This window comes from Streptomyces sp. HUAS MG91 (genome assembly GCF_040529335.1).
Classification (GTDB): Bacteria; Actinomycetota; Actinomycetes; order Streptomycetales; family Streptomycetaceae; genus Streptomyces; species Streptomyces tabacisoli.
On the sequence record NZ_CP159534.1, the window covers coordinates 5,604,803 to 5,628,775 of the forward strand.

At 71.2% G+C, this 23,973-nt stretch carries 26 protein-coding genes and 1 pseudogene; 14 read left to right on the plus strand and 13 right to left on the minus strand.

The features are described from left to right. Positions 1-3 precede the first annotated feature (3 nt). Complete coding sequence (locus ABII15_RS25705; protein WP_353944651.1) at positions 4-1,497, plus strand: glycoside hydrolase family 3 N-terminal domain-containing protein; 1,494 nt, start codon at positions 4-6, stop codon at positions 1,495-1,497. A 104-nt stretch (positions 1,498-1,601) separates the two neighbouring features. Here the strand turns inward: ABII15_RS25705 and nagB are convergent, their stop codons facing one another. Further along, entirely contained in the window at positions 1,602-2,387 is a 786-nt protein-coding gene (gene nagB, locus ABII15_RS25710; protein ID WP_353944652.1) for a glucosamine-6-phosphate deaminase, read from the minus strand. A 346-nt stretch (positions 2,388-2,733) separates the two neighbouring features. On the opposite strand from nagB, the gene ABII15_RS25715 reads away from it, so the two are divergent. The 3 genes from ABII15_RS25715 to ABII15_RS25725 all read left to right on the plus strand — a co-directional run bounded on the left by ABII15_RS25715 (position 2,734) and on the right by ABII15_RS25725 (position 6,397). Then, positions 2,734-3,798 (plus strand): SIS domain-containing protein, encoded by a 1,065-nt coding sequence (locus ABII15_RS25715; protein ID WP_353944653.1) that lies wholly within the window; start codon positions 2,734-2,736, stop codon positions 3,796-3,798. A 154-nt stretch (positions 3,799-3,952) separates the two neighbouring features. Next, a complete protein-coding gene (locus tag ABII15_RS25720) occupies positions 3,953-4,594 on the plus strand; it encodes a TetR/AcrR family transcriptional regulator (protein ID WP_353944654.1) in 642 nt (213 codons plus the stop codon). 336 nt (positions 4,595-4,930) lie between these two features. After that, positions 4,931-6,397 (plus strand): PAS domain-containing sensor histidine kinase, encoded by a 1,467-nt coding sequence (locus ABII15_RS25725; RefSeq protein WP_111666347.1) that lies wholly within the window; start codon positions 4,931-4,933, stop codon positions 6,395-6,397. A gap of 206 nt (positions 6,398-6,603) precedes the next feature. Here ABII15_RS25725 and ABII15_RS25730 read toward each other — a convergent pair whose 3' ends face one another. Further along, the gene (locus tag ABII15_RS25730; protein WP_016639615.1) at positions 6,604-6,861 is read right to left on the minus strand and encodes a WhiB family transcriptional regulator; all 258 of its coding nucleotides are present in this window, start codon (positions 6,859-6,861) and stop codon (positions 6,604-6,606) included. A 319-nt stretch (positions 6,862-7,180) separates the two neighbouring features. Further along, positions 7,181-8,149 carry a diacylglycerol kinase family protein gene (locus ABII15_RS25735; protein WP_353944655.1) on the minus strand — a complete coding sequence of 323 codons (969 nt, stop codon included), beginning with the start codon at positions 8,147-8,149 and terminating at the stop codon, positions 7,181-7,183. Positions 8,150-8,241: 92 nt separating this feature from the next. Here ABII15_RS25735 and ABII15_RS25740 point away from each other — a divergent pair, with 92 nt between their 5' ends. Next, on the plus strand, positions 8,242-8,694 hold the full coding sequence (locus ABII15_RS25740; RefSeq protein ID WP_353944656.1) for a hypothetical protein: 453 nt from the start codon (positions 8,242-8,244) through the stop codon (positions 8,692-8,694). A gap of 76 nt (positions 8,695-8,770) precedes the next feature. Here the strand turns inward: ABII15_RS25740 and ABII15_RS25745 are convergent, their stop codons facing one another. The 3 genes from ABII15_RS25745 to ABII15_RS25755 all read right to left on the minus strand — a co-directional run bounded on the left by ABII15_RS25745 (position 8,771) and on the right by ABII15_RS25755 (position 10,732). Further along, positions 8,771-9,805, minus strand: coding sequence for an RNA polymerase sigma factor SigF (locus tag ABII15_RS25745; protein WP_353944657.1), 1,035 nt, complete (start codon positions 9,803-9,805; stop codon positions 8,771-8,773). Beyond that, positions 9,802-10,215: an anti-sigma regulatory factor gene (locus ABII15_RS25750; RefSeq protein ID WP_207827272.1), complete on the minus strand. Its 414-nt coding sequence runs from the start codon at positions 10,213-10,215 to the stop codon at positions 9,802-9,804. The genes ABII15_RS25745 and ABII15_RS25750 overlap by 4 nt, the downstream gene beginning before the upstream one ends. Before the next feature lie 256 nt (positions 10,216-10,471). Beyond that, positions 10,472-10,732, minus strand: a complete 261-nt coding sequence (locus tag ABII15_RS25755) for a UBP-type zinc finger domain-containing protein (RefSeq protein ID WP_353944658.1) — start codon at positions 10,730-10,732, stop codon at positions 10,472-10,474. Between the two features lie 51 nt (positions 10,733-10,783). Between ABII15_RS25755 and ABII15_RS25760 the strand changes: the two genes are divergently transcribed. Continuing rightward, on the plus strand, positions 10,784-12,382 hold the full coding sequence (locus tag ABII15_RS25760; protein ID WP_353944659.1) for a Na+/H+ antiporter: 1,599 nt from the start codon (positions 10,784-10,786) through the stop codon (positions 12,380-12,382). 12 nt (positions 12,383-12,394) lie between these two features. Here ABII15_RS25760 and ABII15_RS25765 read toward each other — a convergent pair whose 3' ends face one another. The 3 genes from ABII15_RS25765 to ABII15_RS25775 form a co-directional block, all read right to left on the minus strand. Further along, the gene (locus ABII15_RS25765) at positions 12,395-13,309 is read right to left on the minus strand and encodes a pyridoxal-phosphate dependent enzyme (RefSeq protein ID WP_353944660.1); all 915 of its coding nucleotides are present in this window, start codon (positions 13,307-13,309) and stop codon (positions 12,395-12,397) included. A gap of 25 nt (positions 13,310-13,334) precedes the next feature. Continuing rightward, on the minus strand, positions 13,335-13,925 hold the full coding sequence (locus ABII15_RS25770; RefSeq protein ID WP_353944661.1) for an N-acetylmuramoyl-L-alanine amidase: 591 nt from the start codon (positions 13,923-13,925) through the stop codon (positions 13,335-13,337). A 145-nt stretch (positions 13,926-14,070) separates the two neighbouring features. Beyond that, entirely contained in the window at positions 14,071-14,304 is a 234-nt protein-coding gene (locus ABII15_RS25775; RefSeq protein ID WP_111666338.1) for a hypothetical protein, read from the minus strand. A gap of 240 nt (positions 14,305-14,544) precedes the next feature. Here ABII15_RS25775 and ABII15_RS25780 point away from each other — a divergent pair, with 240 nt between their 5' ends. The 3 genes from ABII15_RS25780 (at position 14,545) to ABII15_RS25790 (ending at position 18,237) form a co-directional block, all read left to right on the plus strand. Then, a complete protein-coding gene (locus tag ABII15_RS25780) occupies positions 14,545-15,957 on the plus strand; it encodes a family 2B encapsulin nanocompartment shell protein (RefSeq protein WP_353944662.1) in 1,413 nt (470 codons plus the stop codon). Positions 15,958-16,063: 106 nt separating this feature from the next. Beyond that, positions 16,064-17,134 carry a family 2 encapsulin nanocompartment cargo protein polyprenyl transferase gene (locus tag ABII15_RS25785; RefSeq protein ID WP_353944663.1) on the plus strand — a complete coding sequence of 357 codons (1,071 nt, stop codon included), beginning with the start codon at positions 16,064-16,066 and terminating at the stop codon, positions 17,132-17,134. Positions 17,135-17,628: 494 nt separating this feature from the next. Further along, the gene (locus tag ABII15_RS25790; RefSeq protein WP_353947198.1) at positions 17,629-18,237 is read left to right on the plus strand and encodes a GNAT family N-acetyltransferase; all 609 of its coding nucleotides are present in this window, start codon (positions 17,629-17,631) and stop codon (positions 18,235-18,237) included. A gap of 8 nt (positions 18,238-18,245) precedes the next feature. Here the strand turns inward: ABII15_RS25790 and ABII15_RS25795 are convergent, their stop codons facing one another. Further along, on the minus strand, positions 18,246-18,836 hold the full coding sequence (locus tag ABII15_RS25795; protein WP_353944664.1) for a TetR family transcriptional regulator: 591 nt from the start codon (positions 18,834-18,836) through the stop codon (positions 18,246-18,248). A gap of 152 nt (positions 18,837-18,988) precedes the next feature. Here ABII15_RS25795 and ABII15_RS25800 point away from each other — a divergent pair, with 152 nt between their 5' ends. The 3 genes and pseudogenes from ABII15_RS25800 (at position 18,989) to ABII15_RS25810 (ending at position 20,499) form a co-directional block, all read left to right on the plus strand. Continuing rightward, positions 18,989-19,576 (plus strand): dihydrofolate reductase family protein, encoded by a 588-nt coding sequence (locus tag ABII15_RS25800; RefSeq protein WP_353944665.1) that lies wholly within the window; start codon positions 18,989-18,991, stop codon positions 19,574-19,576. A gap of 26 nt (positions 19,577-19,602) precedes the next feature. After that, positions 19,603-19,923: pseudogene (locus ABII15_RS25805) on the plus strand (DUF952 domain-containing protein); the annotation flags it as partial. 33 nt (positions 19,924-19,956) lie between these two features. Then, positions 19,957-20,499, plus strand: a complete 543-nt coding sequence (locus ABII15_RS25810) for a sugar O-acetyltransferase (RefSeq protein WP_353947199.1) — start codon at positions 19,957-19,959, stop codon at positions 20,497-20,499. Between the two features lie 7 nt (positions 20,500-20,506). Here ABII15_RS25810 and ABII15_RS25815 read toward each other — a convergent pair whose 3' ends face one another. Further along, positions 20,507-21,343, minus strand: a complete 837-nt coding sequence (locus tag ABII15_RS25815; protein ID WP_353944666.1) for a hypothetical protein — start codon at positions 21,341-21,343, stop codon at positions 20,507-20,509. A gap of 199 nt (positions 21,344-21,542) precedes the next feature. Continuing rightward, entirely contained in the window at positions 21,543-21,938 is a 396-nt protein-coding gene (gene sodN, locus ABII15_RS25820) for a superoxide dismutase, Ni (protein ID WP_111666332.1), read from the minus strand. Positions 21,939-22,092: 154 nt separating this feature from the next. Here sodN and sodX point away from each other — a divergent pair, with 154 nt between their 5' ends. Further along, positions 22,093-22,551 carry a nickel-type superoxide dismutase maturation protease gene (gene sodX / locus ABII15_RS25825; RefSeq protein ID WP_353944667.1) on the plus strand — a complete coding sequence of 153 codons (459 nt, stop codon included), beginning with the start codon at positions 22,093-22,095 and terminating at the stop codon, positions 22,549-22,551. Here the strand turns inward: sodX and ABII15_RS25830 are convergent. Next, entirely contained in the window at positions 22,443-23,084 is a 642-nt protein-coding gene (locus ABII15_RS25830) for a CGNR zinc finger domain-containing protein (RefSeq protein WP_353944668.1), read from the minus strand. The genes sodX and ABII15_RS25830 overlap by 109 nt on opposite strands. A gap of 111 nt (positions 23,085-23,195) precedes the next feature. Between ABII15_RS25830 and ABII15_RS25835 the strand changes: the two genes are divergently transcribed. Then, a complete protein-coding gene (locus ABII15_RS25835; RefSeq protein WP_353944669.1) occupies positions 23,196-23,954 on the plus strand; it encodes a class I SAM-dependent methyltransferase in 759 nt (252 codons plus the stop codon). Positions 23,955-23,973 lie beyond the last annotated feature (19 nt).

Genomic DNA, 23,973 nt, shown 5'->3' on the forward strand with positions numbered 1-23,973 from the left:
CTGATGACGACACTCGCACACGGTACGGACACCCTCACGCGGGATGCCCTGACGGTCCTCCAGCCCGGCTTCCCGGGCACGACCGCGCCCGACTGGCTGCTGCGCCGGGTCGGCGAGGGCCTGGCATCGGTGGGCCTGTTCGGCCGCAACATCGCCTCCGCCGAGCAACTGGCCGCCCTGACCGCCCAGCTGCGGTCCGAGCGGGACGACATCCTGGTCGCCATCGACGAGGAGGGCGGCGACGTCACCCGCCTCGAGGTGCGCACCGGCTCCTCCTTCCCCGGCAACCACGCGCTCGGCGCGGTCGACGACGTCGACCTCACCCGGGCCGTCGCCCACGAGCTGGGCCGCCGCCTCGCCGACTGCGGCGTCAACCTCAACTGGGCGCCGTCCGCCGACGTCAACGCCAACGCGGAGAACCCGGTCATCGGTGTCCGCTCCTTCGGCGCCGACACCGACCTCGTCTCCCGGCACACCGCCGCGTACGTGACCGGCCTCCAGGCCGCAGGCGTCGCCGCCTGCACCAAGCACTTCCCCGGGCACGGCGACACGGCGGTGGACTCGCACCACGACATGCCGCGCATCGACGTCGGCCTGGACGTGCTGCACGCCCGCGACCTCGCCCCGTTCCGCGCGGCCATCGCGGCGGGCTCGCGCGCCGTGATGAGCGCCCACATCCTGGTCCCGGCGCTCGACCCCGAGCGTCCGGCAACGTTGTCCCGCCGCATCCTCACCGGCCTGCTCCGCGAGGAACTCGGCTACGAGGGACTCATCGTCACCGACGGCATGGAGATGCAGGCCATCTCCGCCACCTACGGCATCGAGCGCGGCAGCGTCCTCGCCATCGCGGCCGGCGCCGACGCGATCTGTGTCGGCGGCGGGCTCGCCGACGACGAGACCGTGGTGGCCCTGAGCGACGCGCTGGTCGCGGCGGTACGGTCCGGAGAACTGGCCGAGGAGCGGCTCGCCGACGCCGCCGCCCGGGTACGCGCGCTCGCCGCGTGGACGTCGAGCGCCGCGGGCACCTCCGGCGGCGCGGCCTCCGACCCGGAGATCGGCCTGGTCGCGGCCCGGCGCGCGCTGACGGTGACCCGGTCCGCCGGGTACGCGCCGTCGGCCTCCGGGGCGCCCGTCCACGTGGCGGCGTTCTCCCCGGTCGCCAACATCGCGGTCGGCGACGAGACCCCCTGGGGCGTCGCCGCCGAACTCGAACGCCTGCTGCCCGGCACCACCACCGGCTCGTACACCGGCGCCGACGCGGGGGCCGAGGCGCTCGCCGCGGCGGGGGAGCGGCGCGTCGTCGCCGTCGTCCGCGACGAGCACCGGCACGGGTGGATGGCGTCCGCCGTCGACGCGCTGCTGGCGGCGCGGCCCGACACGGTGGTCGTCGAGATGGGCGTCCCGCAGGCCGCTCCGCGCGGCGCTCTGCACATCGCCACGCACGGCGCGGCCCGCGTCTGCGGTGCGGCTGCCGCCGAGGTGATCGTGGGGGCGTAGCCCCGTCCGGTCGGACCTCGGCCGCGGCTCTCGTCGTGGCGAGCAGAAAAAGGTGCCGGCCCCCACCAGGGGGCCGGCACCTTTTCGCCTGGTCCAGGCGGAGCCTAGATGCCCTGCCACTCCGGCTTGTTGGCATACGTGTGCCGGAAATAGTCCGCCAGCTTCAACTTCGACGCGGCGGCCTCGTCCACGACAACCGTCGCGTGCGGGTGCAACTGCAGCGCGGAGGCGGGCACCACCGAGGCGACGGGCCCCTCGACGGTGGCGGCGACCGCGTCGGCCTTGCCCTCACCGGTCGCGAGCAGCACCAGGTGACGGGCTTCGAGGATGGTCCCGATGCCCTGCGTGATGACGTGCCGGGGCACCTGGCCGAGGTCGCCGTCGAAGAACCGCGCGTTGTCCGCGATGGTCTGCTCGGTCAGCGTCTTGATCCGGGTCCGCGACGCGATCGACGAACACGGCTCGTTGAACCCGATGTGCCCGTCGGTCCCGATCCCCAGCAACTGGAGATCGACACCCCCGGCCTCGGCCAGCGCCTTGTCGTACGCCTCGCAGGCCGCCTGCACGTCCTCGGCGCTGCCGTCGGGGCCGATGAAGGACTCCTCGCCGAGCCCGAGCGGCCGCACGACCTCGCGCAGCACCGTCGCCCGGTACGACTCGGGGTGTCCGGTCGGCAGCCCCACGTACTCGTCGAGCTGGGCGATGCGCGCCCGGGACGCGTCGACCTCGCCGGCGCCGACCTTCGCCGTCAGCGCCTGGTAGATGGGCAGCGGGGTCGAGCCGGTGGCCACACCGAGCAACGCGTCGGGCTTGCGCCGCAGCAGCTGGGCCATGGCCTCGGCGATCAGCTCGCCACCTGCCTTGGCGTCCGGAACGATCACAACTTCCACGAAGGGCCTGCCGATCTGGTCAGAGGGAACTCGGAGAACCGGAGTTCATGTGGTATAGACCAATCTAGCAGAGCGGGGCCCTGCTGGTCAGGCCCTCCACGGACCCACTCCGACCATGCTCGGCGCTGCGCCGTGGGACGGCACCTCGAAGGGGTCCGTCCTGCTGGACCGCACCCGGCGGGCTTCGGACTTGCAGCACTCGGCGGGCTTCGGGCTTGCCGCACTCGGCGGTCTTCGGACTTGCCCGGCCCCGGACCTGTCGGACCCCGCTTCGCTGGGCGCCGCGCGCCGTGGGCGGCCACAGTGGAAGGTGCCCGGCCGTGCCGACCCCTCCGAGGTGACCCGTATGACCGCCACGCCCGAACAGGAACGGCCCGGCCGGATCATGGCCCGCGAGATCCGTGAGCAGCCCGACGTCCTGCGCCGCCTCCTCGGCACCGGCGCCGAGCGCATCCAGGAGGTCGCCCGCCAGGTCGCCGCCCGATCCCCCCGCTTCGTCCTCCTCACCGCCCGCGGCACCTCGGACAACGCCGCCCTCTACGCCAAGTACCTCCTGGAGATCCGGCTCGGCCTGCCCTGCGGTCTCGCCTCCATGTCCACCACGACGGCCTACGGCGCCCGGCCGGATCTGCGCGACGTCCTCGTCATCACGGTCAGCCAGTCGGGCGGCTCACCCGATCTCGTCGCCTCGACGAAGGCGGCCCGCGAGGCCGGCGCGATCACCCTCGCCGTGACCAACAACCCGGACTCGCCGCTCGCCGCGGTCTCCGAGCACCACATCGACATCATGGCCAGGCCGGAGAAGGCGCTGCCCGCGACGAAGACGTACACCGCGTCCCTGCTCGCGCTCTACCTCTTCGTGGAGGGGCTGCGCGGTGCCGACGGCTCGGCCGTCGCCGCCGTCCTGCCCGATCTCGCCGCCGAACTGCTCACCCGGCAGGACGAGGTCCGCGTCCTCGCCTCCCGCTACCGCTTCGCCGAACGCATGGTGATCACCTCCCGTGGCTATGGCTACCCGACCGCCAAAGAGGCGGCCCTCAAACTGATGGAGACCAGCTACATCCCCGCCCTCTCCTACTCCGGCGCCGATCTGCTGCACGGCCCGCTCGCCATGGTCGACAACATCTCCCCGGTCATCGCCGTGGTCACCGACGGCCGGGGCGGGGTCGCCCTCCAGCCCGTCCTCGACCGGCTGCGCGGCCGCGGCGCCGATCTGATGGTCGTCGGCCCCGAGGCCCAGGTCGCCCGGGCCTCCGCGGGCTTCGTGCTGCCCACGGCCGGGGTGGCGGAGGAGGTGCAGCCGGTCCTGGAGATCCTCCCGCTCCAACTGCTCGCGTACGAGGTGACCATCGCCCGCGGCCAGGACCCGGACGCCCCGCGCGCCCTCGCCAAGGTCACCGAGACTCGATAGCCGCCCCGCTCGCACCGGCACCGCGTCCCCTCCGCGCCCCTTCCCATCTGCGCCCTCCCGCATCCACATCGCCCAGATCTGTATCGATCGCTAGCGAAATGACCGTAGCGCAGATCCCGTACCGTTTTCTAGTGGGCGCTATAGAATTCACCCCATGGCGACCAAGCAGCGCGGACGGCCCCGCTCCTTCGACCGGGAGACCGCCCTGGAGAAGGCCATGCGTGCCTTCTGGGAGAACGGGTACGAGGCGACCTCCGTCTCCGACCTGACCCGCGAGATGGGGATCGGCGCCCCGAGTCTCTACGCCGCGTTCGGCGATAAGCGCACCCTGTTCGAGGAGGTCGTACAGGTCTACGGCACCACGCACGGCGCGGGCCCCGGCCGCGCACTCGCCGAGGAGCCGACGGCCCGCGGCGCGATCGAGCGGCTGCTGCGCGAGGCGGCCGACGCGTTCACCGACCCCGCGCTCCCGCACGGCTGCCTGGTCATCCACGCCGCGACGAACTGCACCACCCCCGAGGTCGAGCAGGCCCTGCGCGAGCGGCGCGCCACCAGCATCGGCGCCATCGCCGACCGGCTGCGCCAGGGCGTCGCCGCGGGGGAGCTGCCCGAGGGTACGGACGCCACCGCCCTCGCCCGCTGCTTCGCCGCCGTCTTCCAGGGCATGTCCCAGCAGGCCCGCGACGGCGCGAGCCGCACCGAGCTGGAAGCCGTCGCCGCCCTGGCGATGACGGTCTGGCCCGGAATTGAACCCACGTGTTCCGGGACGCGTGGTGAAGGACGTACGTTGGAGTAACCGTGGGCATGCGGGCCGGAGGACGTCGTAGGAAGAGACGACAACAATCCTCCGCCGATGCATGGACATCGGAGAATGGTCTAGTCCACAATGCGTAACGAGACCTCCGCCCTCCCCGCACAGGAGGACGGACAGAGGACCCGTCGCTCTCTGCCCTGACTGCGTCGGCTCCTCGATCGGCACCTGGGACCGCACACCTGGAAGCCGATGCACCTGAAGGGCTGCGGTGCCAGGGAACGGGTTGAGGGTCCCGACCCCCGGCGCCGCGGCTCGTCGGTCCTCTCGGGACCGTTCGGGCCCCTCCCGACCGGCAGGTACGCTCGCCTGGTGCCCTCCATGAACGATCTCGTACGCCAGCACACCGCCCTCGGTGACTCCGACCTCGAGTGGCTGCACCTGCTGGTCTCGGAGTGGCAGCTGCTCTCCGACCTCTCCTTCGCCGACCTCGTGCTGTGGGTCCCCACGCACGACGGCACGCGTTACGTCTCCGTCGCGCAGATGCGTCCCAACACCGGACCCACGTCCTACCAGGACGACATGGTCGGCCACCTGGTACCGCGCGGCCGGCGCCCGATGCTGGACGCCGCGCTCGACGAGGGCCGCATCGTGCGCGAGGGCGACCCCGAGTGGCGCGAGGAGGTCCCGGTCCGGGTCGAGTCCATCCCCGTCCGCCGGGAGGGACGGGTCCTCGGAGTCATCGCCCGGAACACCAACCTGCTCACCGTGCGAACCCCCTCCCGGCTGGAGCTCACCTATCTCCAGTCGGCGTCCGACCTCGCCCAGATGATCGCCGCCGGATCGTTTCCGTTCCCGGGGCAGCAGGTCGACATGGACGCGTCCCCGCGCGTCGGCGACGGCCTGATCCGGCTCGACGCCGACGGGGTCGTCCAGTACGCGTCCCCCAACGCCTTGTCCGCCTACCACCGGTTGGGCTTCCAGGCCGATCTGGTCGGCCACCACCTCGGCAGCACGACCGCCGAACTCGCCCCGTCCCGCGGTCCGGTGGACGAGGCGCTGGCCAAGGTCGCCAGCGGCTGGGCCCCGCGCGAGTTCGAGATCGAGGGCGAGGAGGGTTCGATCCAGCTGCGGGCGATCCCGCTCAAGCCCAAGGGCACCCGCATCGGATCGCTGGTCCTCCTGCGCGACGTCACCGAACTGCGGCGCCGCGAACGCGAGTTGATCACCAAGGACGCCACCATCCGGGAGATCCACCACCGGGTGAAGAACAACCTCCAGACCGTCGCCGCGCTGCTGCGCCTCCAGGCCCGGCGCATCGAGTCGGACCGGGGGCGCGAGGCGCTCGAGGAAGCGGTCCGGCGCGTGGGCTCCATCGCGATCGTGCACGAGACGCTGTCCCAGAACCTGGACGAGCGCGTGGAGTTCGATGAGATCGCCGACCGGGTGCTCGCGATGGTCGCCGAGATCTCCCCGGGCCAGGTGACCGGCCGGCGCACGGGCCGGTTCGGCATCCTCGACGCCGAGGTGGCGACGCCGCTGTCCATGGTCCTGACCGAGGTGCTGCAGAACGCGCTCGAGCACGGCTACCGCCAGGGCGACACCGGAACCGTCGAGGTGTCGGCGGTGCGCGGCGGTACGAGCAAGGAGACCCGCCTGCTGATCACCGTCCAGGACGACGGTGTGGGGCTGCCCGAGAACTTCGACCCGAAGCGGGCCGGCAATCTGGGACTGCAGATCGTACGCACCTTGGTGGAGGGCGAGTTGGGCGGGACGTTCGACATGGTGCCCGCACCCGAGCGCGGCACCCAGGTCATCCTCGACATCCCCGTGCGCTCCCAGAAGTAGAACCGTGCGGACGCGCGCACGCGTACGCACACAGCAGAGAGCCCCGGACCGGGATACGGTCCGGGGCTCCATACTCGCGTGCTCGGGTCATGTCCCGGGCTGAGCCTGGGGGGAGCATCGGGGGTACTGCGCGCTGCGGCTCGGGGGCGGGAGATGCGTACTCGCTGTACGCGCCGCCGGGCTCAGGCTCGTGAAGGGGTGGGGTATCAGGCGGAGGCCTGACGGGCCCGGTTGCGAGCGGCGCGGCGCTTCATCGCGCGGCGCTCGTCCTCGCTGAGGCCACCCCAGACGCCGGAGTCCTGGCCGGACTCGAGCGCCCACTGCAGGCACTGCTCCATGACGGGGCAGCGGCGGCAGACGGCCTTGGCTTCCTCGATCTGCAGCAGCGCAGGACCGGTGTTGCCGATGGGGAAGAAGAGCTCGGGGTCTTCCTCGCGGCAAACGGCGTTGTGACGCCAGTCCATGGCTGCTACCTCTCCTTGGTATTACGTGCAGGTTGCTTGTGAATGTGAACGCTTTCACGAATCCCTCAACAAGTGAAGGGCCGAACGTCACGTACGCGACGGTGGTCCGTTGTTTTGAGGAGGGGATTCGGGCTCTCTGTGGGGCCGATGTTGCGGGCCGTCCCGAGCGCCATGTAGAGATTCGCAAACCTCGGCGGCGGATACAACCCCTTCAGGAAAGTTTTTTTTGATTCCTCGGTGTCGGCTAGGTCACAGCCGTACTTCCATGGGGTGGAGCCCAGCCCAAACGTTCGAGATAAAGGACTTTGGGCCCTTCCACTCACACAATCACACGCAGTGCACGGCGTACGCCTGTGAACGTCACGCTGGTACGCAGCCCCAGGTGGTCACCGTCCATCTGAAGGGGCAGAGGCACCTTCGAATGCAAGGTGAAGTCCGTGAGGTCGTGAAGCGTGACCGCGTTCTTTCCACGGGGGCCGCGTTCGGGCGTCGACATCAGCAGCTGGGTGCCGTAACGGGTCACCGCCGGAGTCGACAGTTTCTTGAGTCCGAGCACGTCAAGGCCGGTGTCGAAGGACGCCTGGGGGGTCGGATAGAGCGGCCGGTTGCCCAGGAAGGACCACGGCGAGGTGTTGCTGACTATGGAGACGACCAGATCCGTGACCGGGTCCTCGTTCGGCCGTTCGAGCGTGATCGTGCCGTGCCGGCGGTCCTGCTCGCCGAGGAACTGGCGCACCACCTGTCGCACATACAGAGCGTGTGTCGAACGCTTGCCCCGCTCCCGCTGCTGCTCGACCCGGCCGACCACACCCGCGTCGAAGCCGAGGCCCGCGCTGAAGGTGAACCAGCGCGAGGGCACCGCCTCGTCCTCCGTGCCCGGTGTGCCCGCGGCGAGCCCCAGGCCGACCGTGCGCTCCCGGCCCTCCCGCAGGGCGTCCAGGAGCTGTCCTGTGGCCTCCACGGGCTCGTTCGGCAGCCCCAGGGCGCGCGCGAAGACGTTCGTCGAACCACCGGGGACGACGGCGAGGCCCGGCAGCCGGTCGAGATCGGGGCCGTCGTGCAGCAGCCCGTTCACCACCTCGTTGACCGTGCCGTCGCCGCCGAGGGCGACGACCAGCTCGATGTCCTCGCTCTCCGCGGCCTGCCGGCCGAGGTCGCGGGCGTGGCCGCGGTACTCGGTGGTGACGGCCTCCAGCTTCATCTCGCTCGCCAAGGCGTGGATCAGCACATCGCGCGTGCGCGCGCTGGTGGTGGTTGCCGCCGGATTGACCACGAGAAGTGCACGCATGCAAGGCAGCGTACCTAGCGGCCTTGATCGCGCCCAGACCGAGGTAGGAGTCGGGTAAGAGCGCCGTCGCGGGCGGGGGCTACTCTGCAAAGGTGACCTCAGAGCAGAATCCCGCCCCCGAGACCGCAGCGGACGAAGGCCCGCGCCCCGGCCGGCTCACCGCCGCAGCCGCCCTGGCCGGACTCGAAGGAGCCGCGCTCGTCGCGGGCGGCGGCTACATGCTGGTCGCCGGGCTCACCGGACACCCCGACAACCCCGAGCAGGCCATCACCGGCGGCATCACGCTGATCGTGCTCGCGCTGCTGCCGCTGCTCGCCGCCCGCGGCCTGCTGGCCCGCAAGAGCTGGAGCCGCGGCCCCGCGATCATCACGCAGATCATGGCGCTGCCCGTCGCCTACACGCTGCTCCAGGCCGACAGCGCGGCCATCCCCGGCGGCATCGTGCTCGGTGTGGTGGCGGTCGTGGCCCTGGTGATGCTCGTCAACCGGGAGACGACCCGCGCGCTCGGCATCCGTACGCCGGGAAGTACCCGGGAATCCGAGTAGACCCGTCTCTACGTGCAGGAAGGCGCCCGGTGCGGACATCGCACCGGGCGCCTTCCCACACGTGGACCACGCGCGCTCACTCCTCCACGAGGAGCCGCTCCCGCAGCTGCGCCAGCGTGCGCGCGAGGAGGCGGGACACGTGCATCTGGGAGATGCCGACCTCCTGGGCGATCTGCGACTGCGTCATGTTCCCGAAGAAGCGCAGCAGCAGGATGCGCTTCTCACGCGGCGGCAGGTCCTCCAGAAGCGGCTTGAGCGACTCCCGGTACTCGACGCCCTCCAGCGCCTCGTCCTCGGCGCCCAGGGTGTCGGCGACCGCCGGGGACTCGTCGTCCGTGTCGGGGACGTCCAGGGACAGCGTGGAGTACGCGTTCGCCGACTCCAGGCCCTCCAGGACCTCCTCCTCGGAGATGGCCAGCTTCTCGGCCAGCTCATGGACCGTGGGGGAGCGGCCGTGCATCTGGGACAGCTCGGCCGTCGCCGTCGTCAGGGCCAGCCGCAGTTCCTGGAGGCGGCGCGGGACGCGCACCGCCCAGCCCTTGTCGCGGAAGTGCCGCTTGATCTCGCCGACGACGGTCGGAGTCGCGTACGTGGAGAACTCCACGCCGCGCTCCGGGTCGAACCGGTCCACCGACTTGATCAGACCGATCGTCGCGACCTGCGTGAGGTCGTCCAGCGGCTCGCCGCGGTTGCGGAAGCGGCGCGCCAGGTGCTCGACCAGCGGCAGATGCATGCGCACGAGCTGATTGCGCAGCTCCGCGTACTCGGTGCTGCCGTCCTTCAGGGTGCGCAGCTCGATGAACATCGCGCGTGCACCACTGCGGTCCTGCGGATCGCGCCGGCCGTGCTGCTCGCCGTGTCGCTCGTGGTCGCTCATCAATCCCGCCCGTCGCGCGTCCGATCCCCCTGAACCCCCGCGAACGTCGGCCCCGGTGGTCGGTGCTGCTTGCTGTGACGCCCTCGTCGCCGGGTCCGCCCGGTCTTCCGGATGTGGCCTGGCCTGCTGTTCGGGAATGGCGGTGGTCAGCCGTCGCATCCCGCCCGAGCCGTCGGCCGGGAGATCCCGTGTGCCGCGTTTGTCGTCCCGCACCGGACCTTCCCCGTTCATCACGCCGGGCCGGGGCCCGCGCCGCGCTTCTTGTAGAGGCTGATCGAGACGGTGTTGTCCTCGGCCACTGACGAGTCGACCTGGCCCGCGAGGGCCGAGAGCACCGTCCATGCGAAGGTGTCGCGCTCCGGGGCCCGGCCGTCGGTGGTCGGCGCGGAGACCGTCACCTCCAGTGAGTCGTCGACCAGACGGAACACACAGCTGAGAACGGAGCCGGCGACGGCCTGCTGGAGCAGGATCGCGCAGGCCTCGTCGACCGCGATGCGCAGGTCTTCGATCTCGTCCAGGGTGAAGTCCAAACGCGCCGCGAGGCCGGCCGTGGCCGTCCGCAGCACCGACAGGTAGGCACCCGCAGCCGGCAGCCGGACTTCCACGAAGTCCTGATTCCCGGGCTCGCCTGCAAACTGGGACACCCTCACCTCCAAGGTGGTACAAGCACTTTCGGGCTCCGGAGGTGTCGTCCCCCGGGTGACACGCCACATATATCTGCGGTGACGCTACCGCGCGCCCGACTTTCCTGTCCCGGGGACCCCCGGCCCATTGCTGTCACTCATAGTAAGCCCACGGGCACGGACAGTGGCTAGAGGGTGTGCGGGCCCAATTGGAAAGAGGGGGCGCCGGGTTGACGTACCCAGGTGCCCGCCGGTCGAATCCCGATGCCGCCGTGGATCAGACGAGTGCAGTGTCCACGAAGCACCAGCGCCAGCTCTCACCAGGCTCGAAGGTGCGCATCACCGGGTGCCCGGTCTCCTTGAAGTGCTCCGTGGCGTGCTTGTAGGGCGACGAGTCGCAGCAGCCGACGTGGCCGCAGACCAGACACAGCCGCAGTTGCACAGGGTGACTGCCGACGGCCAGACACTCCAGACAGGTCTCGCTCAGAGCGTCCGGCTCGGGGTGCGGCAGCGTGTCGACGTGCGGGCACTCGTTCATGATGGCCAGGTTACGACGGGTGGCGTGATCACGTAGGGCGAAGGGCGGGCCATGGACGTATTGCCGCTGGTGGGACTGGTCGCGGTGAGTGCCGCGGTGGCGGGTGCGGCGCGCAGGACTCCGGTGCCGGCGCCCCTCCTGCTGGTCGCGGCCGGTCTGGCGGCCTCCTATGTGCCGGGGATCCCGCAGTACGCGCTCGACCCGCACATCGTGCTGCCGCTGATCCTGCCGCCCCTGCTGCACACCGCGGCCCTGGAGAGCTCGTACCTCGACCTGCGGGCCAACATCAGGCCCGTGGCGCTGCTGTCCGTGGGGTACGTCCTGTTCGCCACGGTGGCCGTGGGCTGGCTCGCGTACGAGCTGATCCCCGATCTGCCGCTGACCGCCGCGCTCGTCCTGGGGGCGGTGATCGCGCCGCCCGACGCCGTGGCGGCCACGGCGATCGCCCGGCGGGTGGGGCTGCCCTCGCGGATCACGACCATCCTCCAGGGCGAGTCGCTGGTGAACGACGCGACCGCGATCACCGCCTACAAGGTGGCGCTCGCCGCCGCCGTGGGGGAGGGGGCCAGCTGGGCGGGCGGCATCCGGGAGTTCCTGGTGGCGGCCGTCGGCGGGGTGGGTGTCGGGCTGCTGCTGATGGTGCCGCTGCACTGGTTGCGCACGCACCTGAAGGAAGCGCTGCTGCAGAACACGCTCTCCCTGCTCATCCCCTTCGTCGCGTACGCCGCGGCCGAACAGGTGGGGGCGTCCGGAGTGCTCGCCGTGGTGACCGTCGCGCTCTACCTGGGGCACCGGTCGTGGCAGGTCGACTTCGAGACACGGCTCCAGGAGGCGGCGGTGTGGAAGGTCGTCGCCTTCATCCTGGAGTCGTCGGTCTTCGCGCTCATCGGGCTGCAATTGCGCGTGGTCCTCGGCGGCCTCGGCGAGTACAGCGTCGCGCAGGCCGTCTGGTACGCGGTCGGGGTGTTCCTCCTCGTGGTCGTGGTGCGCTTCGTGTGGTCCTACCCCGCGACCTACCTGCCGTGGTGGATCTCCCCGCGCGCGCGTGAGCGCGAGGACGACGTGGACTGGCGCAAACCGCTCATCGTGAGCTGGGCCGGGATGCGGGGCGTGGTGTCGCTGGCCATCGCCTTCTCGATCCCGCTCGTGACGGACAGCGGGGAGGAGTTCCCCGCCCGCAACCTGGTGCTCTTCCTGACGTTCACGACGGTCATCGGCACGCTCGTCGTGCAGGGGCTCTCGCTGCCGCCGCTCATCAAGGCGCTGAAGCTGCCCGGACGGGACGTGCAGGCCGAGACGCTGGTCGAGGCGCAGGCCCAGAACACCGCCTCGACGGCCGCGGAGGAGCGGGTGGACGACCTGATGCGCGACGAGCGCAACCGCCTCCCACAGGCCCTCCAGGACCGCCTGCACACCGTTCTGGAGCGGCGCCGCAACTCCGTGTGGGAGCGGCTCGGCCAGCCGAACCCGGTGACCGGTGAGTCCGCCGACGACACCTACCGGCGGCTCGCGCGGGAGGCGATCGCCGCCGAGCGCGAGGTGTTCGTACGGCTGCGCGACGAGCGGCGCATCGACGACGAGATGATGCGGACGCTGCTGCGCAAGCTGGACCTGGAGGAGGCCACGGCCTACCGGGAGGTCGACGACTGAGTGGACCGGGGGCTACTGGGGTGCGCCCGTGACGACCGCCGCGATCGTCGTGCCGGTGCGGAACGCACCGCTCCGGGTGAGTGCGACGAGAGCGTGGAGCATCTTGGCGACGTACAGGTGCTCCACGGGGACGCCGTGCAGCTGCCCGAAGTCCTCGGCGAACGCCCTCAGCTCGGCGGGCACGCGTGCGTAGCCGCCGAAATGGAAGCCGTCCGCCACCTGCCAGCTGCCGCGGACACCGCCGAACGCGGCCTCCTGGAGGGCGTGGACCTCGGCGGTGAGGAAACCGCCCTTGAGGACGGCGACGCCGAGGGCGCGCTGGTCGGGGGCGAGGCCCGCGGCCAGACCCGCCAGGGTGCCGCCGGTGCCGCAGGCGAGGGCGACGACATCGGCCCGGCCGCGCAGTTCACGGCCCAGGGCCGCGCAGCCCCGGACGGCGAGCGCGTTGCTGCCGCCCTCGGGGACCACGTACGCGTCCCGGGCGCCGGCCGCTTCGAGGAGCGCGGTGAGCGTGGCCGGATCCTCCTTGTGCCGATACGCCGATCTGTCGACGAAGTGCAGCCGCATGCCGTCCGCGGCACAGCGGGCCAGCGACGGATTGAGGGGGCGGCCGGCCAGCTCGTCGCCGCGGACGATGCCGGTCGTGGCGATGCCCAGGAGACGGCCGGCCGCGGCCGTGGCCCGCAGATGGTTGGAGTACGCGCCGCCGAACGTGACGAGCGGGCGGCCCCGTGCCGCCTCCAGGTTCGGGGCGAGTTTGCGCCACTTGTTGCCGATCAGATCCGGGTGGATCAGGTCGTCCCGCTTGAGGAGGACGCGCACGCCGTGGCGGGCGAAGCGGTCGTCGTCGATCTCCGTCAGGGGCGACGGCAGTCGGGGGCTCAGGTCGGCGAGGAGCGGGCGGGGCACCCGGCCATTGTCGGACATGTGTCCGGGTGCCCGCCGTCGCGGCCTACTTCAGCCGGTCCCGGACGCGCTCGCGCAGCCAGGCCATCGTGAAGCCCTTCGGGTCGATCTTCCCGGGCTGCCACTCCAGGTGGCCGATGACGGACCGCTCCGTCCACCCGTGGTGGCGGCAGATCGCCGCGGACACCTTCTCGATGGCCGTCAGCTGGGCATCCGGCCACGGGTCCTCGCCGTCGCCGAGGTTCTCGCACTCGAAACCGTAGAAGCGGCTGTTGCCGTCCGTGTTCGCCTCGTTGTCGTGCGGGAGCGCCTTCTCCGCGATCACCGCGCGCAGCACGTCGTCGTCACCGAGCCCCGCGTGGTTCGCCCGGCCGTAGCCCACCAGGTGGACACGGCCGTCCTTGGTGATCACGCCGTGGCAGAGCGGGCCCGGCAGGTCCGTGTGCCCGTCGCGGCAGACGCGGACCGTCGCCGCGCTGCCCTGGGTGACGGTGTGATGGATCATCACCCCGTTCACCGGGCCCCAGGCGCCCTTGCTGTTGCGGTTGTGGTGCTGCCAGTCGCCGACTTCGACCACTGTCAGGCCTTCGTCCTTCAGAACGGCGAGAAAACTGGCCGCGGACATGGGTGGGGCCATGACCGACTCCTTCGCGGGATGGACGGCCGCCTCCCGCGGGCCGTCTCGTACCGCTGCTTTTACCCACAACAGCCCGGCACGGACTACTCGTTCGTATTCCGTGCGAGCTGTTCCGGACAGCGGAGCGTCCCACCCCGAGCCGAGGTCAGCTGTGCAGGAACCCGTCCCCGTTCGTCGCGATGTGCGCCTCCAGTGCGCGCAGCGCCGTCTGCGTGGCCTCGGGGCTGCCGGTGCCCGAGCGCTCCGCGTAGTACGCCGCGCCCAGCTTCTTCAGCAGGTCGCCGCCCGCACGCTGCGCCTGCACCTCGTCCAGCTTCTGCTTGCCCTGCGTCAGCCCGCGCTGCGCCTGTTCCTTGGCCTTGTCCAGGAAGCCCGCCATGGGGGTCACCTCTTCTGTCGGTTCTGCCGGAGTCGTGTGGGAAGCCGTTCCCCGATCAACGCGCACCGGGATCTTCGAGTTCCGGAAATCGGCGGTACGGAGCAACGTCGTGTACGAAACGAGCCGCCCATGCCCCGTGTCGGGCCGGTCCATTCCCCCTCATTCGTGTAATGGCGTCGCCACTCGCTGTGCTGGAAGGCTTTCCCCCCGCAGGTCGGTTCGTGATCGGGAGGCAAAGCGATGTCGGTAGGCGAAGAGGTCCGTGCGGACCAGGCGGGCTCGGGGGGACAGAAGAGCCTCGGCACATCCGCCGCGCGGAATCTGGCCACCACCACCAAGTCCGCCCCGCAGATGCAGGAGATCAGCTCCCGCTGGCTGCTGAGGACACTGCCGTGGGTGGATGTCCAGGGCGGTACGTACCGGGTGAACCGCAGGCTGAGCTACTCGGTGGGTGACGGGCGGATCACCTTCGTGAAGACCGGGGACGACGTCCGGGTCATCCCCGCCGAGCTGGGGGAGCTGCCCGCGCTGCGCGACTTCGAGGACCCCGACGTCCTCGGCGAGCTGGCCCAGCGGTGCGCGCAGCGCGAGTTCGCCGCCGGTGACGTGCTCGCCTCGTTCGGCAGCCAGGCGGACGAGGTGTTCCTCCTCGCGCACGGCCGTGTGGAGAAGGTCGGCACGGGCCCGTACGGCGACGACGCGGTGCTCGGCGTCCTCGCCGACGGCGCGTACTTCGGCGAGCAGGCCCTGCTCGACGAGGAGGGCATCTGGGAGTACACGGCACGCGCGGCCACCGCGTGCACCGTCCTCGTCCTGCCGCGCCGCGACCTGGAGCAGGTCGCCGAGCGGTCGGAAGCCCTGCGCGACCATCTCCAGCAGCTGCGCTCGGTGCCGGAGCAGCGGTCGAACCACTACGGGGAGAAGGAGATCGACCTCTCGGCCGGCCATGTCGGCGAGGCCGTCCTGCCGGGCACGTTCGTCGACTACGACGCGGCGCCGCGCGAGTACGAACTGAGCGTCGCCCAGACCGTACTGCGCATCCACACGCGCGTGGCCGACCTCTACAACCAGCCGATGAACCAGACGGAGCACCAGCTCCGCCTGACCGTCGAGGCGTTGAAGGAGCGCCAGGAGCACGAGCTGGTCAACAACCGGGAGTTCGGCCTGCTCAACAACTGCGAGTACGACCAGCGGCTGCAGCCGCACGACGGTGTGCCCAGCCCCGACGACATGGACGAGCTGCTCAGCAGGCGGCGCGGCTCCAAGGTGTTCCTGGCGCACCCCAAGGCGATCGCCGCGTTCGGCCGCGAGTGCAACAAGCGGGGGCTGGTCCCGGAGAGCATCGACGTCGGCGGGCACCGCATCCCGACCTGGCGCGGGGTGCCGATCTACCCGTGCGGGAAGATCCCGATCAGCGACGCGCGGACCACGTCCATCATCTGTATGCGTACGGGTCTGGAGGAGCAGGGCGTCATCGGTCTGCGGCAGTCCGGCATCCCGGACGAGATCGAGCCGAGCCTGTCGGTGCGGTTCATGGGCATCAGCGAGCAGGCGATCATCTCGTACCTGGTGACCACGTACTACTCGGCGGCGGTCCTGGTGCCCGACGCGCTGGGAGTCCTGGAGAACGTCGAGATCGGCCGGTGGCGGTGACGAGCCGCACCCGGTGTGCCGTGTCCCCGCCCGCCCGGGCGGGGACACCGCGGGAGTACGCGGCCGGGCACCGCGCGCTCGTCACCGGCCGCTCCCGGGTGAGCCCGTGACCCAGACGACGGAGACCGCGAACACGGTGCAGCCGCCCGAGGCCCAGGAAGCCGCGACGATCCTGGCGCAGGCCAGGGCGTCGGTCGACCCCGTGCTCCGGCGGGCCGTCGAGGCCCTGCCGGGGTCCATACGCCGCGTCGCCCTCTACCACTTCGGGTGGGAGCACGCGGACGGCACACCGGCGGTCGGGCACGCCGGCAAGGCGGTGCGGCCGGCCCTGGTGCTCGCCGCGGCGCGCGCTCTCGGCGGGCGGACGGAGCAGGCGGTGCCGGCCGCGGCCGCCGTCGAGCTGACGCACAACTTCTCGTTGCTGCACGACGACGTGATGGACCGCGACGCCACCCGCAGACACCGGCCCACCGCGTGGGCGGTGTTCGGTGACGCGGACGCGATCCTCACCGGCGACGCGTTGCAGGCCCAGGCACAGCGGCTGCTCGTGGAGGACGGGAATCCGGTGGCCTGCGCCGCGATGGCCCGGCTCGCCTCCTGCGTCGTGGAGCTGTGCGCGGGCCAGGCCGCCGATGTCGCCCTGGAGCGCCGCGATCCGGCGGAGACCAGCCTCGCGGAGACGCTGGCCATGGCGGAGGCCAAGACCGGGGCGCTGCTCGGCTGCGCCTGTGCGCTCGGCGGGCTGTACGCCGGAGCGGGGGAGGAGGAGGTCGCGGCGCTGGACGCGTTCGGGCGGGCCGCGGGGCTTGCCTTCCAGCTGATCGACGATGTCATCGGGATCTGGGGCGACCCGGCCCGTACCGGGAAGCCGGCGGGCGCCGATCTGGTCGTCCGCAAGAAGTCCCTGCCGGTCGTCGCGGCGCTGGCCTCCGGCGGGCCGGCGGCGGACGAGCTGGCCGCGCGGTACGGGCCGCCGGGTCCGGGGGAGGAGGGGCCGGCCGACATCGAGGCGATCGCGCTCGCCGTCGAGCGGGCCGGCGGGCGGGACTGGGCGCAGGCGCAGGCTGCCGATCAGATGGCGCGGGCCGTGGCCGAGTTGCAGCGGGCCGTGCCGGGGCCGGAGGTGGCGGGAGGGTTGTTGTCGCTGGCGGAGTTCGTCACCCGTAGAGAACGGTAGCGCTCCGCTTGGGGCGGGGTTGTTCGGCGGCCTGCTGTGTGGTGGGCCGCCGTTCGGGGTGGGTGCCGGGTGCTGTTCGGTGTGGGGTGCGGGTGGGGTGTGGCTGGGTGCGCAGTTCCCCGCGCCCCTGGGTAGCCGGTCGGGTGCCGGCCGGTGGGGCTTCTCGCGCAGTTCCTCGCGCCCCTGGGGTGTTCTTCGTGTGCGGGGCGGTGGCCGCTTCTCGCGCAGTTCCCCGCGCCCCTGGGTAGTCGGTCGGGTGCCGGCCAATGGGGCTTCTCGCGCAGTTCCTCGCGCCCCTGGGTAGTCGGTCGGGTGCCGGTCTGTGGGGCTTCTCGCGCAGTTCCTCGGGCCCCTGGGTTGTTCTTCGTGTGCGGGACGGTGGCCGCTTCTCGCGCAGTTCCCCGCGCCCCTGAGGGGCTTTGTGTGCGTTGAGGGGGCTGATCGTTTAGGGTGCCAACGGGCCTGTAGCGAAGGTGAGTTGAGTGGGGGCGGGTGTGGGGGTGCGGGTTCTGCGGGCGGGGCTGGAGGATCGGGAGCGGATCGTCGGGCTGCTCGATCGTGCGTTCATGGATGATCCGGTCAGCGGCTGGGTGTTTCCCGGTGCCGAATACCGGCGGGTCCGGCACGCGGGGCTGATGGGGGCGTTCACCGATGCGACGCTCGCCGAGGGGTCCGGGGGGTATGTCGATCTGCTGGAGGACGGTTCAGCCGTCGCGCTGTGGATGGACGTGCCGGGCGAGCCGCACGACGCCGGTGACGAGGACGGGCCCGCCCAGGTGCGGGAGGCCGTCGATCCGGACAACGCGCGGATCGAGGAGATCGCCCGCCTGCTGGACGAGGTGCACCCCCAGGGGCGGGCGCACACCTACCTCTGGATGATCGGCGTCGCGCCGGAGCGGCAGGGCGAGGGGCTCGGCACCGCGCTGATGGCGCCGGTGCTCGACCGCTGCGACCGCGCGGGGCGGCCCGCGTACCTGGAGGCCAGCAGCGCGCGCAGCCGCGCCCTGTACGAGCGGCTCGGCTTCGCCGCCATGGACCGCCCCCTCCAGCTGCCGGACGGGCCGACGATGTGGCCCATGTGGCGCGAGCCGCAGGGCGGCTGACCGCCCCGTCAGCCCTCGGGAAGGATCCGCTCGACGAGGCGGGTCACCAGGTCGTCCGGCACCTTCGCTCCCGGGATCGCGCCGTCCAGCAGCCCGGGCATCGTCAGGTGTTCCAGGATGAGTCCGCGCATGCCCAGGTAGAGGAGGGTGACCTCCTCCGGGCCGCCGGGCAGCTCCGACTGCGTGTGGAAGGCGATGGCCTCGTCCAGGTCGCCGCGGAGCGAGTTCATCAGGGACGCGCGCAGGTCCGGGCGGCGGCTCGCCTCCAGGCGCATCTCCATCATCGCGAGGAACCCGGTGCGGTCGCGCTCCACACGGTCCATCAGGTTGTGCATGAACGCGGTGACCAGGTCCCGGTCCCGGGGCCGGGCCAGCAGTTCCGCGACGGCGTCCGGGTCCGGCGCGAGCCGCTGGTGCAGCCACGCGTCGATCTGGTGGAGCAGGTCGTCGCGGTTGGTGAAGTAGTTCGACGCCGTGCCCGTCGGCACGCCCGCCGCCGTGTCCACCGCGCGGAAGGTCAGCCCGCGCGCCCCCTCGGCGGCCAGCACCTCGACAGCCGCGTCGACCAGGGCGGCCCTGCGCTCGGGATTCCTCACCATCTCCGACTCCTCCTCCAGAGGCTCCGTGGGCTCCACCGACCTCACGGACCCGGGAAAGCCTCTTGCAACCACTACACATGAAGCACTATAACTGAAGTGGTTCGGGGCGGCCGACGCCCCAACTCCCTTGTCCCCAGCGGAAAGAGACCAGCTTGCGCAAGCTCACGTACTTCGTGGCCGTGTCCATCGACGGCTTCATCGGAGACGACACCGGCGACGGCACCATGTTCATGCCGTTCGTCGACGAGGAGTTCCTCGCCTACCTCACCAGCGAGTACCCGGACACCGTCTCGGCGCCCGGCCGGGAGGCCCTCGGCCTCGACGGGGTCGCGAACAAGAAGTTCGACACCGTGATCCAGGGCCGCAACAGCTATCAGGTGGGCCTCGACCTCGGCCTCACCAGCCCCTACGGACACCTGCGCGAGTACGTCCTCACGCGCACCCTCACCGAGTCCCCGCACCCGAACGTGCGGCTGATCCACGACGACGTCGTCGGCGCGGTCCGGGACCTCAAGGCCGAGGACGGCGACCTGGGCATCTGGCTGTGCGGCGGCGCGCAGCTCGCCGGGCTGCTCGCGGACGAGATCGACGAACTCGTGCTGAAGACCTACCCGGTGGTGTTCGGCGGCGGCATGCCGATGTTCGGCGGACGCGCGTACTCCCTCGACCGGTTCGACCTGACGGAGAACCGCACGTTCGGCAACGGCGTCGTGGTGCGCCGCTACAACAGGACACGGTGACCCCATCGGCCCCGTACGTTGGGGGCATGATCGAGCTGCTGCACATCACCGAGCGACGCCTGTGGGAGAGCGCCCGGGCCACGGGGACGTACGAGATGTCGACCCGCGGCCGGACGCTCGCCGAGGTCGGCTTCATCCACTTCTCGTTCCCGCACCAGGTGCGCCAGGTCGCCGAACTGCTGTACGGGACCGATCCCGCCCCGGGCGAACTGGTGGTCCTCGTCGTCGACCCGGCGCGCCTGGACGGGGTTCCGGTGCGGGTCGAGGAGGGCGTGCCCGGCGGGGAGCGGTTCCCGCACCTCTACGGCCCGTTGCCGGTGGCCGCGGTGACCGAGGTGCGCGACTGGCCGCGCCCCGACGACCGTGGCCAGAAGGAGCGCATGCTCGCCGGCGACCTCTACCTCGCCGACGACCCCGAGCTGGAGGCGGACGCGCTGCGCGCCGCCGAACTGGGCGAGCGGTACAACGCGAGCAGCGTCACCGACCTGCCCGCGCGCCGGGCCCTGCTGCGCGAACTGCTCGGCGAGGTGGGCGAGGACGTCGTGGTACGGCCGCCGCTCGCCGTCGACTACGGGCGGTACATCAGCATCGGCGCGCGGACCTTCGTCAACTACGGGGCCGTGTTCCTCGACGTGGCGCCCATCCGGATCGGTGAGGACGTCCAGATCGGCCCGAACGTCCAGCTGCTCACGCCCACGCACCCGGTCGCTGCGGAACCGCGCCGCGCCAAGTGGGAGGCGGCGAAGCCGATCACCATCGGTGACAACGTCTGGCTGGGCGGCGGCGTCATCGTCTGCCCCGGCGTCACCATCGGCGCGAACACGGTCGTCGGCGCGGGCTCCGTCGTCACCCGCGATCTGCCCGCGGACGTGGTGGCCGTGGGCAATCCGGCGCGGGTCGTACGGAGCCTGCCGGAGAGCTAGCCCAGGGCTAGCCCACGGACACCGCCGTCCGGACCGACGCCGTCATCGCCGCCACGAAGGCGTCCCGCGTCGCCTCGTCCACGAGGTCGAGCGAGAGATACGGGTTGAGGTCCTCCAGCTCCACGAGCAGCAGCTCGCCCTCGCGGGTACGGCAGGCGTCGACGCGCTGGATGCCGTACGGGAGCGTGTTCCAGTCGATGAAGGAGCGGGCGAACTCCCGGTCGGCGGCGGTGATCTCGTACGGGCGCAGCTCCCAGCGGCGGGCCGGGTCGGGCGCGTGGAGGGCGTACTGGAGCGCGTCGTCGACGAAGTAGAACGAGACCTCGTAGAGGAAGTCGATGTGGGGCTGCACCAGCAGGCCCTCGTCGTAGGGGAGTCCGGTGAGCTCCGCCGGGCTCACCCGACGCAGGCCGATCGAGTCCGCGCCCAGCTTCGGCTTCGCCACGTAGGCGGGCGCCTGCGGGAGCTTGCCCAGGTCGGCGGGGCGGTCGACGGTCGGGATGACCGGCCGGCCCTGCGCGGTCAGGTCCAGCAGGTACTGCTTGCCCGCCATGTCGCCCCGCCCGTTCAGAGGGTTGTAGACGAGGGTGCCCTGCGCGAGGGCCCGGGCGCGGAACGCCTCGTACGCCTCCTGGTAGCCGAGCACCGGACCGCTGTTGCGCACCACGACCGCGTCGAAGTCGTCCGTCAGAGCGGCCGCGTCCAGCGGATGGCACAGCGCCAGGTCGAAGGTGGAGCGCAGCCGGGAGGTGAGGAAGATGTCCTCGTCGCAGTAGCGGCGGCCACGGGCCTCGTACGCGAGATCGGTGACGTAGAGGACGCGGGGGCGGGGGCTGCGCGGCATGGGCGGGGCTCCTGGGACGGGTGGGTGTGCGGTGTGGCCACCCATGGTCGCTCAGGGCTCCGGAGCCGGATCCGGCGGACCGGAAAAAGAAGACCGCACCTGGTCCATCAGGGGCGCCGTGCTCGGCGAACCGTGGACCAGGTGCGGACCGGAAGACCATGCGAGAAGGAAAACGCAGGTCAAACGGCATGATCAGGGATCAAGCCTTCTTGGTCTCCCAGAAGATCTTGTCGATCTGGGCGATGTAGTCGAGCGCCTTCTGGCCCGTGGCCGGGTCGGTCGAGCCCTTGGCGGCCGAGAGGGCCTTCAGGGTGTCGTTGACCAGCTGGTGCAGCTCCGGGTACTTCTCGAAGTGCGGGGGCTTGAAGTAGTCGCTCCACAGAACGGAGACGTGGTGCTTGGCGAGCTCCGCTCGCTGCTCCTTGATGACCGTGGCGCGCGCCTGGAAGTGCGCGTCGTCGTTGGCCGCCATCTTCTCCTGGACGGCCTTGACCGACTCGGCCTCGATGCGGGCCTGGGCCGGGTCGTACACGCCGCAGGGGAGGTCGCAGTGGGCGCTGGCCTTCACCTTGGGGGCGAACAGGCGGGAAAGCATGTAGCTGTCCTTCCTCGTGATCGTCTTCTCAGGTGGGACATTACTCCGTGCAGGACGGGTTTTCTCGGGTGCCCCCGGGGGCTTAGGACAAAAGTCCAGGGTGAGACTGGGACTGGTGGAGGATGGGACCGCAAGGGACCGGGGAGGTTGTCTGATGCCCGAGACGGCGGCGGAGGAAGCGCGGGAGGGCAGGGTGCCGTTCCAGCTCATCGAGGTGGAGGGGCCCTCCATGGTGCCCACCCTGTATCCGGGGGACTGGCTGCTCGTGCAGCACGGTGCGCGGGTGCGGCCGGGCGACGTGATCATCCTGCGCCATCCGTTCCAGCAGGATCTGCTGGTCGTGAAGCGGATCGCCGAGCGGCGCGAGGGCGGCTGGTGGGTGCTCGGCGACAACGCCGGCGCGGGCGGCGACAGCACCGTCTACGGCGTGGTCCCCGACGAGCTGGTGCTCGCCAGGGTGCGCGGGCGGCTGCGGCGCCGCAGGCCGTGGGCGGAGGGAGAGGGTCAGCGCTCGGTCGTGGCGGTGCTGTCCTGGGCGTTCTCCGCCGTGCGTCCCGTGCGCTCGGTGCGCCCGGCGCGCTCCTCGGCCTCCAGGCGCTTGCGGGCGCGGTAGGCGGCGACGTTGGCGCGGGTCGCGCAGCGGTCCGAGCAGTAGCGGCGCGAGCGGTTGGTGGACGTGTCCAGATAGGCGTTGCGGCACGGGGCCGCCTCGCACAGGCCGAGCCGGTCCACGCCGTACTCCGTGAGGTGGAAGGCGAGGCCCATCGCGGCGATCGCCGCGTATCCCGCGGTCGCGTTCGACGGGTGATCCGCGAGGTGCATGTGCCACAGCGGGCGGCCGTCGTCGTCGCGGTGGTTGTGCCCGGAGACCTGCGGGCTCACCGGGAACTCCAGGAGCAGCGAGTTCAGCAGGTTCACGGCGAGTTCCTCGTCGCCGCCGTCGGCCGCCTCGAACACCGCGCGCAGCCGTCCCCGCACGCTCCTGAAGCGGGTCAGGTCGGCGTCCGTGGCCCGGCGCGCGGCGTCCTGGCTGGGGCCGAAGAGGTCGCGCACCGCGTCGACCGTGGTCAGGGAGTCCTTGCCGCGGCCCGGCTCCTCGGTGTTGACGAGGCGCACTGCGTAGTCCGAGTAATAGGCCAGTTCCACTTGTAGTCCTTACCGGGGCGGGCTATCGTCGTCCAGCGTGAGCGTAATGCTCACTACTGCTTTCAGGGTATTACGCACCGCGGGGCGCGGTGCCCGCACGGGAGGCCTTCCATGACGACCCCGACCACCATCGACTGGCGCTCCTGGCAGGAGAGCTGGGACCGGCAGCAGGAGTGGTACATGCCCGACCGCGAGGAGCGGTTCCGGGTCATGCTCGACATGGTCGAGGCGTGTGTGGGGACCGCGCCCCGGGTGCTGGACCTCGCGTGCGGTACGGGAAGTATCACGGACCGGCTGCTCACGCGGTTCCCGCGGGCGACGAGCGTGGGCGTCGATCTCGATCCGGCGCTGCTGGCCATCGCGCGCGGCACGTTCGAGGGGGACGAGCGGGTCTCCTTCGTCACCGCCGACCTCAAGGATCCCGACTGGACGCGGGCGTTGCCGCACGACTCGTACGACGCCGTGCTCACCGCCACCGCTCTGCACTGGCTGCACGCCGAGCCTCTCGCCGTCCTCTACGGTCAGCTCGCCCCGCTCGTGCGGGACGGGGGTGTGTTCATGAACGCGGACCACATGGTGGACGACTCGACTCCGCGGATCAATGGTGCCGAGCGCGCTCTTCGGCACGCTCGTATGGAGGAGGCCCGGGGCGGCGGGGCCGTGGACTGGGCCGACTGGTGGGCGCTGGCCGCCGCGGATCCGGTGCTTGCCGGGCCTACGGCGCGGCGGTTCGAGATCTACGGTGAGCACGCCGAGGGGGATACGCCGTCTGTGGGGTGGCATGTCTCGGCGCTTCGGGGGGCCGGGTTCGGGGAGGCTCGGGATGTTTGGCGGTCGCCGAGCGATGCGCTGGTGCTGGCGCTGAAGTGACCTTGTCGGGTGCGGCTTT

Bases quoted from the DNA above. Each gene is read 5' to 3' on its own strand.
- ABII15_RS25770 (WP_353944661.1), bottom strand. From the start codon at position 13,925: ATGGCCCCACCCATGTCCGCGGCCAGTTTTCTCGCCGTTCTGAAGGAC.
- ABII15_RS25730 (WP_016639615.1), bottom strand. From the start codon at position 6,861: ATGGACTGGCGTCACAACGCCGTTTGCCGCGAGGAAGACCCCGAGCTC.
- ABII15_RS25720 (WP_353944654.1), top strand. From the start codon at position 3,953: ATGGCGACCAAGCAGCGCGGACGGCCCCGCTCCTTCGACCGGGAGACC.
- sodX (WP_353944667.1), top strand. From the start codon at position 22,093: ATGCCCGAGACGGCGGCGGAGGAAGCGCGGGAGGGCAGGGTGCCGTTC.
- ABII15_RS25765 (WP_353944660.1), bottom strand. From the start codon at position 13,309: ATGTCCGACAATGGCCGGGTGCCCCGCCCGCTCCTCGCCGACCTGAGC.
- ABII15_RS25760 (WP_353944659.1), top strand. From the start codon at position 10,784: ATGGACGTATTGCCGCTGGTGGGACTGGTCGCGGTGAGTGCCGCGGTG.
- ABII15_RS25780 (WP_353944662.1), top strand. From the start codon at position 14,545: ATGTCGGTAGGCGAAGAGGTCCGTGCGGACCAGGCGGGCTCGGGGGGA.
- ABII15_RS25715 (WP_353944653.1), top strand. From the start codon at position 2,734: ATGACCGCCACGCCCGAACAGGAACGGCCCGGCCGGATCATGGCCCGC.
- ABII15_RS25835 (WP_353944669.1), top strand. From the start codon at position 23,196: ATGACGACCCCGACCACCATCGACTGGCGCTCCTGGCAGGAGAGCTGG.
- ABII15_RS25735 (WP_353944655.1), bottom strand. From the start codon at position 8,149: ATGCGTGCACTTCTCGTGGTCAATCCGGCGGCAACCACCACCAGCGCG.
- ABII15_RS25705 (WP_353944651.1), top strand. From the start codon at position 4: ATGACGACACTCGCACACGGTACGGACACCCTCACGCGGGATGCCCTG.
- ABII15_RS25725 (WP_111666347.1), top strand. From the start codon at position 4,931: ATGAACGATCTCGTACGCCAGCACACCGCCCTCGGTGACTCCGACCTC.
- ABII15_RS25795 (WP_353944664.1), bottom strand. From the start codon at position 18,836: ATGGTGAGGAATCCCGAGCGCAGGGCCGCCCTGGTCGACGCGGCTGTC.
- sodN (WP_111666332.1), bottom strand. From the start codon at position 21,938: ATGCTTTCCCGCCTGTTCGCCCCCAAGGTGAAGGCCAGCGCCCACTGC.
- ABII15_RS25775 (WP_111666338.1), bottom strand. From the start codon at position 14,304: ATGGCGGGCTTCCTGGACAAGGCCAAGGAACAGGCGCAGCGCGGGCTG.
- ABII15_RS25810 (WP_353947199.1), top strand. From the start codon at position 19,957: ATGCTCGCCGGCGACCTCTACCTCGCCGACGACCCCGAGCTGGAGGCG.
- ABII15_RS25755 (WP_353944658.1), bottom strand. From the start codon at position 10,732: ATGAACGAGTGCCCGCACGTCGACACGCTGCCGCACCCCGAGCCGGAC.
- ABII15_RS25815 (WP_353944666.1), bottom strand. From the start codon at position 21,343: ATGCCGCGCAGCCCCCGCCCCCGCGTCCTCTACGTCACCGATCTCGCG.